Source organism: Enterococcus sp. CSURQ0835 (assembly GCF_902706605.1).
Taxonomy (GTDB): domain Bacteria; phylum Bacillota; class Bacilli; order Lactobacillales; family Enterococcaceae; genus Enterococcus_A.
The window spans coordinates 150,632-161,839 of record NZ_CACSLH010000002.1 but is presented as its reverse complement, the minus strand read 5'-3'; the positions used below and the strand labels follow the sequence as shown (position 1 = coordinate 161,839).

The 11,208-nt window shown below is 43.4% G+C and carries 9 protein-coding genes; 1 reads left to right on the top strand and 8 read right to left on the bottom strand.

From position 1 onward, the window contains the following. Positions 1 to 157, top strand: a 157-nt coding sequence (locus GVJ38_RS02105; RefSeq protein ID WP_200849435.1) for a transposase, incomplete at its 5' end; no start/stop codon positions are given. Positions 158 to 293: 136 nt separating this feature from the next. Here the strand turns inward: GVJ38_RS02105 and glmU are convergent. The 8 genes from glmU to rny form a co-directional block, all read right to left on the bottom strand. Next, entirely contained in the window at positions 294 to 1,661 is a 1,368-nt protein-coding gene (gene glmU, locus GVJ38_RS02100) for a bifunctional UDP-N-acetylglucosamine diphosphorylase/glucosamine-1-phosphate N-acetyltransferase GlmU (RefSeq protein ID WP_159721516.1), read from the bottom strand. A 109-nt stretch (positions 1,662 to 1,770) separates the two neighbouring features. Further along, positions 1,771 to 2,589 carry a pur operon repressor gene (gene purR / locus GVJ38_RS02095; RefSeq protein ID WP_159721515.1) on the bottom strand — a complete coding sequence of 273 codons (819 nt, stop codon included), beginning with the start codon at positions 2,587 to 2,589 and terminating at the stop codon, positions 1,771 to 1,773. Between the two features lie 238 nt (positions 2,590 to 2,827). After that, positions 2,828 to 3,661 carry a metal ABC transporter permease gene (locus GVJ38_RS02090; RefSeq protein ID WP_159721514.1) on the bottom strand — a complete coding sequence of 278 codons (834 nt, stop codon included), beginning with the start codon at positions 3,659 to 3,661 and terminating at the stop codon, positions 2,828 to 2,830. Further along, positions 3,634 to 4,314, bottom strand: a complete 681-nt coding sequence (locus tag GVJ38_RS02085) for a metal ABC transporter ATP-binding protein (protein ID WP_159721513.1) — start codon at positions 4,312 to 4,314, stop codon at positions 3,634 to 3,636. The genes GVJ38_RS02090 and GVJ38_RS02085 overlap by 28 nt, the downstream gene beginning before the upstream one ends. Positions 4,315 to 4,340: 26 nt before the next feature. Next, positions 4,341 to 5,312, bottom strand: a complete 972-nt coding sequence (locus GVJ38_RS02080) for a metal ABC transporter substrate-binding protein (RefSeq protein ID WP_159721512.1) — start codon at positions 5,310 to 5,312, stop codon at positions 4,341 to 4,343. Positions 5,313 to 5,661: 349 nt separating this feature from the next. Continuing rightward, positions 5,662 to 6,513: a 4-(cytidine 5'-diphospho)-2-C-methyl-D-erythritol kinase gene (ispE, locus tag GVJ38_RS02075; RefSeq protein ID WP_159721511.1), complete on the bottom strand. Its 852-nt coding sequence runs from the start codon at positions 6,511 to 6,513 to the stop codon at positions 5,662 to 5,664. A 153-nt stretch (positions 6,514 to 6,666) separates the two neighbouring features. Next, positions 6,667 to 9,240, bottom strand: coding sequence for a bifunctional lysylphosphatidylglycerol flippase/synthetase MprF (gene mprF / locus GVJ38_RS02070; protein ID WP_442895993.1), 2,574 nt, complete (start codon positions 9,238 to 9,240; stop codon positions 6,667 to 6,669). Between the two features lie 193 nt (positions 9,241 to 9,433). Continuing rightward, complete coding sequence (gene rny, locus GVJ38_RS02065) at positions 9,434 to 10,990, bottom strand: ribonuclease Y (protein WP_159721510.1); 1,557 nt, start codon at positions 10,988 to 10,990, stop codon at positions 9,434 to 9,436. Positions 10,991 to 11,208 lie beyond the last annotated feature (218 nt).

The following is an 11,208-nucleotide window of genomic DNA, read 5'->3' as shown; positions in this document are numbered from 1 at the left end:
AGAAACGATTGAGCGTGAGTTCGCAGATATGAAAGAAAAGCATAGGATGCGCTGGACAAAGTATCGAGGCTTGGAAAAAGTCACCGTGCATACGATGCTTGTTGCGGCTGCCATGAATTTAAAAAAACTAGCAACATGGTTATACAAAAGGCAGTAGGCCTTTATTTTTTTTGCTTTTTTTGAACTTACATATAGTAGAGCGTACAAAAAAGGCGTAGAAATTGGATTTCTACACCTTCTATGAATCTTTTGTCTACAGTCTGAATCACAGACAGCTGTCTGTGATTTTGATTTTAAAATGGTAAGTGGGAAGCATAACCTGTCTTATTGACTTGGCGGGCTCGCGCAATCGCTAAGTCCCCTTTTTTGATGTTGTCGGTAATGGTTGAACCAGCAGCCGTCACGCTGTCGCTTTCGATTTCAACGGGTGCGATGATGTTCGTGCTGGAACCGATAAAGACATGATCACCAACCGTTGTATGGTGTTTGTTTTTACCATCGTAATTGACAAAAACCACGCCGCAGCCGACATTGATGTCTTTGCCAAGCGTTGCGTCGCCCACATATGTTAAATGACCGACTTTCGTATGTTCGCCGATGGTCGCTTTTTTTACTTCGACAAAGTTTCCGATATGAACGTGTTGACCGACATCTGCTTTTGGCCGTAAGTGTGCGTAAGGTCCCACGTCTGCAAATGCGCGCACAACACTTTCCTCGACAACCGAAGTTTTGATCTCAACATTACTTTCCAGCGTGCTGTTGACGATCTTCGAGTTTGCACCGATGAGGCAATCTTCACCAATCACCGTCGTCCCACGCAACTGCACATTTGGTTCGATCACAGTATCTGCTCCGATCTGAACATCTGCGTCAATGTAAGTCGTTTTAGGATCGATCAAGCTGACTCCTGCCACCATGTGTTGGTGATTGATCCGTTCGCGCATCAATTCATTCGCTTTAGCTAACGCCACCCGATCATTGACGCCTAATGATTCATTAAAATCTGCCGTTTGGTAAGCGGCTACGGTTTTGCCTTCGTTTTTCAAGATCTCAATGATGTCCGTCAAATAATATTCACCTTGCGCATTGGACGTACCGATCTTAGCTAATGCATTGAACAATTCTTCATTGTCAAAACAATACGTGCCGGTGTTGATCTCTTGGATCGCGGCTTCTTGTTCGTTCGCATCTTTTTGCTCAACGATTTTTTCAACAATCCCGACATGATCCCGCACGATCCGACCATAACCAGTCGGATCTTCTGCATGAGCTGTCAGCACCGTAGCACTAGCATTTTTCCCTTGATGATAAGCAAATAAATTATCTAATGTTTGACTAGTCAAAAGTGGTGTATCCCCACTGATCACCAGTGTCGTACCAGTTTTATCTTTTAAAAATTCAGCGGCTTGTAAAACGGCGTGCCCCGTTCCTAATTGTTTTTCTTGCAATGCATATTCACTGCGATCGCCCAATTGTTCTTTAACTTTCTCGGCACCGTAGCCGACAATCGTCACGATCTGTTCCGGCTTTGTCTCGATCACTCGTTCAATGATATGTTCTACCATTGGCTTGCCAGCAACTGGATGTAGAACTTTATATAATTTTGATTTCATGCGCGTGCCTTTTCCGGCGGCTAAAATAATCGCGTATCTCTTTTCCAAGTTGGTCACTCCTAAACTTTTCTCTCTTTCAAGTTTAACGTACTCTTAAGCCAAAAGCAAAAAACGGCCGACCCAAAATTTTTAACGATCTTGAGTCTTCCGCTATTTTTTATTCGTTGAAACAATTACCGGGTACGACCGTGATCGTTTTTGTCGCTGTGTCGACATCTTTGACATACAGCAATGAATTGTAATCGTTGATCGCGCGTTCGCCTTTGAAACGGGATTCAGCAAAGACTGTGATCCCTACCAGTTCCGCTTCAAACTCTTCGATCAAACTCTTCATCCCGTTGACCGTTCCGCCGCCTTTCATAAAGTCGTCAACGATCAAGACTTTCGATCCTCGCGGCAAGCTGCGTTTGGAAAGTTCCATTTTTTCAATTCGCTCAGATGAACCCGAAACATAATTGACACTGACGGTTGAACCTTCTGTGATCTTAGAATCACGACGCACAATGACAAATGGCGCATTCAAATAATAAGAGACCGCCTGAGCGATCGGAACACCTTTTGTTGCGACCGTCATTACAGCATCGATCTCTTTATCATCATACAGTGCGGCGATAATCCGGCCGATCATCCGTAAAAGATCCGGCTGGCCTAGCATGTCTGACAGATACACATACCCCCCAGGCAGCAGTCGATCTTCTTCTGACAGACGTTCAGCTAACGATTCTATGTAGGTATGGGCTTGTTCTTTTGTGATGCTGGGCGTGAATACGACGCCGCCTGCAGCGCCTGGAATCGTTTCTAAAAAACCGGTCCCTCTTTCTTTAAAGGTTTTTTTCACGATCGCAAGATCTTCACTGATGGATGATTTGGCAGAACTGTATCGTTCGGCAAAAAAAGTCAATGGGATCAAGTCATGGGGATGCTCCAATAAGTATTGGGTCATATCAATCAAACGTTCACTCCGGCGAACTTTCAAATTCTTCACTCCTATTCTAAAATTCATCGTTTTTCATTATAAGGGTTCTGCTGAAAAAATTCGAGCATTTTCCGTAATCTTTGAAAAAAAGTTCGGCTTTTATGGCTGAGAGATGAGAAATGCCAGCCGAACATTCCGATCAAAAGGCTGACCTTAAACTTTTATTTATTTTCTTGCTCAACAAACACATAAAAAACAAGCATAAGACGCTACTCCTCGCTTGTTTTTTTGCTGCATTTTAACTTTGTTGATTTTTTTTTCGTCTTGAAGCAATCACAGTTTGGCGAATCAGGTTCAAGATTAAAAACAACGCGATAAAACCTAACGTGATCGTCGCTCCCGGTGGCGTATCTAAATAATACGAACCTAGCAGTCCACCGATCATCCCAATGAAGCCGACAATGATGCTGACTAAGATGACCGTTTTAAAGCTTTTGCCAACGCGCATCCCAATGGCAGCCGGTAAGACCATAATCGCTGAGATCAACAAGGCACCCGCGATCGGGATCATAATTGCGATCGCGATCCCTGTCACAACGTTAAAGATCATGGACATTTGTCGAACGGGTAATCCATCCATCGCCGCTGTATCTTCATCAAAGGTCAACACGTACATCGGCCGACGGAATAAGAGGAATAAAATGCCGATCAATACAACTAAAACGGCAAGAAAAATCACTTGGCTCCAAGTAATCGTCACGATCGAACCAAACAAATACGATTGAATGCTGACGGCAGAACTCCCCGGTGCCAAACTCATCAGCACCAGCGCTAAAGCCAGACCAGCTGCCATTAAAATCGCAATCGAGATCTCGGAGTAAGAACTATACATGTTTTGTAAATATTCTAAAATGATGGCTGCGATCACCACTACTAGTAGTGTGGTCCACGTTGGATTTAAATTGAAGAAAAAACCCAATGCCACCCCTGCTAATGAAACGTGCGACAAGGTATCGGCCATCAGCGACTGCCGGCGGATAACTAAAAAGACACCCAGCATCGGCGCGATCCCCGCAATAAAGATCGCCGCCAAAAAAGCTCGTCTCATGAATTCATATGAAAGCAACGCCATTGCGAATTCTCCTTTCGGACCAACCGGATTTGCCGATCGACATATTGTTTCGTATCTTCATGATCGTGGGTGATCATTAAAATACTTTTGCCATGATGGTGGGCACTGTGTTGGAGTAATTCATAAAAATTATTCCGTGACTTTTCGTCCATTCCCGTCGTCGGTTCATCTAAAATAAAAAGATCCGGATCTTTAGCAAACACGCGAGCTAGTGAGATCCGCTGCTTTTGTCCACCGGATAATTCCCCGATCCGTTTGTGCCGCATCTGCCACATATCAACTGATTCCAACGCTTTTTTTACATGGGCATGATCTCGTGGCGTCAATTTTTTGAACCAACGGCCCCGAGAAAAACGTCCTGAATTGACTAACTCTAATACGGTACTAGGAAAGCCGACATTGAATGAAGCGATCTGCTGCGGAATGTAACCGATACTTAACTTTTCACCAGCTGTATTTTCTTTTGCGATCACCACTTTTCCACTGCTGGGTTTCAACAAGCCCAATGTTGCTTTGACCAGCGTCGATTTAGCGGCACCATTTTCTCCGGTTAGGATGACAAATTCTCCTGGGTCTACGTGATACGAAACATCTTGTAAGACCGGCTCATTGTCATAGTAAAAGGAAAGGTCTTCTACCTTGATATAAGACAACACAATTCCCCCTTTAATAACTTCTACTACTTGATACTTTCTTGTAACGCCTTTTTATTAGCTTCCATCACCGATATATAATCTTCGCCCGCTTTGATTTGTTTTGTCGTCAAACTTTCTAACGGATTCAAAACTTCCAACCGCACGCCCGTTTCTTTAGACAATGTCTCAGCTACTTTTGAAGTTGCATTTTCTTCAAAGTAGATCACTTTAACATCGTGTTCTTCAACATAATGCTTCAATTCACTAACACGAGCTGGTGATGGTTCCTGATCCGGTGAAACACCGGAGATGGCTTCTTGGGTCAAGCCATACTGTTTTGCTAAATAACCAAATGCCGCGTGTTGTGTCACAAAGGTTTTATTTTGAGCAGTTTTAAACGCTGTTTGGTATTCTTGATCCAAAGCAGCTAATTTTTTCTGGTAGGCGGCAGCATTTTTTTCAAAAGTCGCTTGCTCTTTCGGATATTTTTGGCTCAACTGCTGACAGATCGTTTCAACTTCTTGGCTTGCTAAAACAGGATCGAGCCAAACGTGAGGATCAAGCTCATGATTATGCTCATGACCTTCATGCTCATGCTCCGCTTTTTCGTCTTCGGCGTGGTCGTGCTCATCTTCTGCTTTTGTACCTGCCATTAAATCAATCCCTTTAGCAGCTTCAATGATCGTCGTCTGCTTTTTATCAATACTGTTGGCTAAATCTTTCGTCCAAGTCTCGAGCTCGGGACTGTTGTAGACAAACGCGTCAGCATCGGCGATTTTTGCTAAATCTTTCGCAGACGGTTCAAAGTCATGCGGCTCGGTACCAGCTGGGATCAACAACTCGACTTTTCCTTGATCACCGACAACTTGTTTCGTGAATTCATACATAGGATAAAAAGTCGTCACTACTTGAATTTTTTCATTTTTCGCAGCTGAGTCTTCTTGCTTGCCACACGCGCTAAAAAGCGTCCCGGCTGTTACCAGCAATAAACTCAATAATAATTTTGATCGTCTCATCTTCTCGCTCCATTTTTTCATGATACCTAAAAATGTAGCAGATGTTTTTCTATCCGTCAACATAAAGCGTAAAATTTACGTTTTACCAAAAATAAAGCGCATCAGATCGTAAAAGATATGTTTTGTTTTTCATATGTTCGCGATTTTTTATAGCTAACTACTTCTATCTTTCGTTATTTTTCATTTAAAAAACGTGAGTGTCTCTAAGAGAAGTTGAGCGAACTCATTCTGCTCGCAAAATAAGTTAGAGACTCAACGTATTTTTTACTATGGGTTTCCAACTTATTTCCACGGGGTGCTAGTTCGTGGAGCTAGACTCCACCAAAAAAGACCCAGTCACAACTGAGTCTTACTTTAAGGTCCGCACAAGATAAACTTCATCGCAAAAACCTTTCAAGGCATTGTAAATATGTTGCGCGCGTGAATGTTTGCGACACAAAGCGTAAACAGTGGGCCCACTACCACTCATCATCGCGGCATCTGCGCCAAAGCGTAACATCCGGTCTTTGATCTGTTGAATGATGGGATGTTTTTTGATGGTGACCGCTTCTAACGAGTTTCCCAATTCTTGAGTCATCTGCCGGTAATCATTGGACTCGATCGCCTTAACGAGTGCTGCGATATCTGGATGATGGAGCTGCTCCATTTCCACTTGCGCAAAGATCGTCCGTGTCGACACACTCATCTTTGGTTTGACGACCACGACCCAGCATTGCGGCATTGAAGGCAGTAGCGTGACTTTTTCACCGAAACCTTCTACTAAAGCAGTCTGACTATAAACACAATACGGTACATCTGAGCCGACTTCAGCGCCAAGATCCGCTAGTTGCGCGCGCGATAATTTCAATTGCCATAAACGATTAGCCGCGCGCAAAGCAGCGGCTGAATCCGTCGATCCGCCGCCAAGTCCAGCTGCTACTGGAATTTGTTTGTGGATCTTGACTTTGACCCCGGTAGTGATCTGAAAACGTTCCTTGACTAATTCCAAGGCTTCATAGACATGATTTTTTTTATCAGTCGGCAAGAAAGCTTTGTTGGTCTCAATGAGGATTTTATTTTCGGGGATCTCTTCCAAATATAAATGATCTGCAAGATCAATGCTGGCCATCACCATTGACAGCTCATGTAAGCCATCAGGGCGCTTGCCTAACACATCGAGCCCCAAGTTGATCTTCGCAGGTGCTTTCTCCATGACTTCCATTTACTCACCCGTTCAAACTTTTTATTTATCTCTCATTGTAGCATGGTTTTTTAGTTTCGCTAGCTAAAATTTTACAAAAAGTACTGAGAATTTCCTCTGTCAACACACAATTAAAAAGCTGTCTTGAAAGTCAGACTCTCAAAACAGCTTTTGTTAGACTTCGATCATTTCTTCTTTTAACGTTGGACCTTTGTTCTTGCCTCGACCGATCAAAAGTAGCAATTGCAAGGCTGAAAATAAAAAACTACTTGATTTCATGTAAGCAAAAAAACGTGGCCGCCAATAATCGACTGAGACGGCTTTTTCTTCGGTAACTTGTTGAAAAGCGTAAAAGGAATTCCCGTAACGATAAATCAAATTCATCACGCGTTCCCCTAAAAACGAAAAGGATGTCTCCCCGACATTCGCGAGCGGTGCCATGCCTTGATAAACTTGTTGGATCCCTTCTTTTTTCAAGGCATCCATCAAATGCATTTGCAAAAAGCCCGCCAGCTCAGGAGGTGCTGTTTTTTTGTAGCGCACTAAATCGTAAGAACAGCGCGTCGCATCGATTGGTTGTTTGGTGATAAACCCCACGATCTGATTTTCACCATCGCGAGCGATCCCGATCTGGCTAGCTTTTAGATAGTCTTCCTCAAAGCGACCCACCGAGAAAAATTTTTCTTTTTGACCGTTCAACCATTCATCTGAGATCGCTTTTAGCTCCGGCAAGACTTCCACCGGGACTTTTTCAAAATAGCTGAAGTGATAGCCTTCGTTCGTCAATTTTTTAAATTCAAATCGTTCAGCGAAAACTTCATGTTCATGACGCGCAAATTCCGTCACGCCATTTTCCCCGATCTTATCAAAGTGGAAGCCAAAGTCGTGTAACAAGATGACGTATTCTTCTGAGATTTTATAAAAAGCTAACTCATAGCCTAAGCGATCCGCATGTTGTAAAAATGCTAACGTTGCGGCGCGTTTTTTTTCAGGATCGCCGATCGGATCACCTAAGACGAAACATTTATTCGCTTTGATCTGGAAACCAAACACGACTTGATCATTACCATTTTCTTGGTAGTAGTAATAATGATAGCCGGGCAGCTTTAAGTAATGGCTCGCTGCCGTACCGCCAAAGTGGCTGATTAAATAATTGAATCGTCGACTGTCCCAAGCCACACCGACTTCTGCTTCACTTTCTGCCAAATAATAATACAACAGTGCCAAGCACAAAATCGATAAAATCACTCCGAGAACCCCTGAGACCCAGATCTCTTCTGAAGGGAAGGTGAAATATTTAGCCGGCATCGAAGCACTCCGCCAGACTTGCCCACTGTGGTATCCCGCCACTGCATAAAACACAAATAGCGAGCCAAACAGTAAGCCATCCACTACTAACCCGCTCCATGAATACACAAACTTCTGCCGATAAAATTCTTTGCGCGAACCCCAAACAGCGAGTAAGATCAACACGTAAACGACGATCAGCCGGATCGAAGCCGTTTTTGCAATCGTATTAATGATCCCAAACGCTAACAAGACGATCGTTGGCCAAAATGCTTTGGCAACTTTTTGTGACAGTCCTCGCGCCAAGCCCAACAGCAAAAAACCGATCAAAAGATTCAATGTTTGATCTAAAAAGTTGAAAGAAAAAGGCAGCAAGACTTGGAACAAGCGGCTGAGATTGGATAAATTAGTAAACGTCGAAAGCAAGACCATCATGATCCCCGCAAAATAAACGGCCACTACTAAGACTCTGTGAGAAATTTTTTGTGATAGTACCCGCGGCAAGTTGTCAAAGTACCGATTCAACTTGACTCCCGCATTTAAACTAAAGAGAACTAACCCGGTAATAAACGGAATCAAGTAATAAAAGATCCGATAAAATAAGATCCACACGACGGCGACACTTTGCTCTAAGCCTAAATGCCCTAACCCTAAGATCATCATGACATCAAATGTTCCAGCACCGCCTGGGACCATCGTCAGCATCCCCAGACCGGTAGCGATCACAAACATTGGGTAGACCGCACTTAGCGCTAGTTGTACGCCCATCAATTTTCCGACAAGTAAAAAGACTAGCAAAGCACCGCCCCATTGTCCTAAGGAAGCTACGTACAAACCTAAAATTTGTTTCAACGTAAATTCTTTAAACAATGTTTTACGTCGACTGTAAACGACTCCTAAGAGCAACGGTGCAAAAGCTCCTCCTGCTAGTAGCCAAAAGCGATAGTGGACAAACGGATTATCGGTTCGAAAGAAAAATAAATCCACAGCTGTGATCAACGCTAATAAAGATAAGCCCGCTAGCATGAAAAGTGCAACTTTAGAAACCGTCGCTAACACTTTTTTCTTTTTGAGCCCTTTCCCATAAAAATTCGAGCGCAAACTGGCACCCACAACGCCGCCAAAGCCAGCGAGATTGTTGATCGTATTCGTCGTCCAAGCTGCAACGAACCATTCTTTGCGTCTCATTTTCGCACGACCTTCAGCTTCTAAGACGATGATCGTCACTAAATCATACAGCAGCATCGGCAAAACGCCAACGAGCCCGACTAAGATCATCCCTACCAAAGCCCAGCGATTTTGCTGACTGATCGTCTGCCAGACCGTCTCCCAACTCATCCCGTGAGCAATATGGGTCACTTGATTAGCGACGAAAAACAAAACGATCCCAAAGAAAATGATTTTTAAGAGCAAAGAATAACGTTTTAGCCACTGACCGAGCGTAGTTATTCGTGTTTTCAAAATTGTTCGACTCCTCTAATGTGTCAAATTGTTTTTCATTGTACCAAAGATTGCAGAAAAAAGCTTTTCTGATCCTCTTACTTTCAGTATAGCGTAAAGACGCGTTAGACAAAAAGAAAAAGCGAGACCGATCCGTTGATAACTCAACTTGATCATTCTCGCTTCTCAAAAAAAGAGAAATTTTATTTTGTATTTATTTCGCATAATCGGTCGCACGAGTCTCACGAATGACCGTGATCTTGATGTGGCCTGGATAATCCAGTTCATCTTCGATCTTGCGCCGGATGTCGCGCACAAGGCGAACCGCATCTAAATCAGAAATCTTATCTGGTTTAACCATCACGCGGACTTCGCGTCCTGCTTGGACTGCAAAACTAGATTCGACTCCATCAAAACTGTTAGAAATGTGTTCTAGATTTTCCAATCGGCGAATATAATTTTCCAATGATTCACTGCGGGCTCCTGGTCGAGCTGCAGATACTGCATCGGCTGCCGCAACTAGAACCGAGATCACAGAAGTTGCTTCAGTGTCTCCATGATGGGAAGCGATCGCATTCACAACGATCGGATTTTCACGGTATTTAGCCGCTAACTCGGCGCCGATCTCGACGTGAGAGCCTTCGATTTCATGGTCTAATGCTTTCCCGATATCATGAAGCAAGCCGGCACGCTGAGCTAATTGAACGTCTTCGCCCAATTCGGCAGCTAGTACGCCAGTCAATTTTGCGACTTCGACTGAGTGATCTAAGACATTTTGACCATAACTCGTTCTGAAATGTAGACGACCTAAGATCTTGATCAGATCAGGATGGAGTGTATGAGCGCCCACTTCAAAGGCGGCTTGCTCACCATATTCCCGAATCCGTTCATCCATTTCTTTCCGAGATTTTTCCACCATCTCTTCGATCCGAGCAGGATGGATCCGTCCATCTTGGATCAATTTCTCCAACGTCATCCGCGCGATCTCGCGGCGAATCGGATCAAAGCCAGATAAGACGACAGCTTCTGGCGTATCATCGATGATTAGGTCGATTCCAGTCAACGTTTCTAATGTCCGAATATTACGCCCTTCTCGACCGATGATCCGGCCTTTCATCTCATCATTTGGTAACGTCACGACTGAAACAGTTGTCTCAGAAACGGTATCCGCACCGCACCGTTGGATCGCCATCGCTAATAAGTTTTTCGCTTTGCGATCAGCTTCTTCTTTGGCGCGTTGTTCAGATTCTTTGACCATGACTGTCAACTCGTGATTTAATTCTTCTTCAGTCGACTTCATGATCACATCTTTTGCTTCTTCTTTTGATAAAGCTGCGACTTGTTCGAGTTTTGCTTGTTGTTGTTCAATCAGTTGTTCAACTTCTTTGTCTCGCTCGTCAATTAATTGCTGTCTCGCACTGAGTTTTGTTTCTTTTTCTTCTAGTGAGTTTTCCCGTTTTTCAAGCGAATCATCTTTGCGATCTAACGTCTGCTCGCGTTGCAGCAAACGATTTTCTTGCTGTTTCAATTCTGCTTTGCTTTCTTTCAACTCACTTTCAATTTGTGCTCGATACTGCTGGTTTTCTTCTTTGGCTTCTAACAAAGCTTCTTTTTTTAAGGTCTCTGCCTCTTTATTTGCGTGAGAAATAATCCCTTTAGCTGAGTTTTGCGCCCCTTCAATTTCTTTTTCATGGCGCTGTTTAGCCACCATGAATCCTAAACCAAGACCGACAATTAAACCGATGATAGCGAGGAGAATCGGAACTAACATTGAATCCACCTCCGTACTATCTATGTTGTTATCTGTAGTTTTTTGATAACATAATCAATCTTATCAACCTGCCTACTTGCAGTTGTGTGTATTCACACAACTTTATTCTAATGTTTGTCAGATAGCGTGTCAACTTTATTTCACGCAATCGTAAGCGGTTTTAATCTGAAATTTCGTCTAATAAAAAAACTAAAGAAATTAGCTGAACTCTGCAAAAT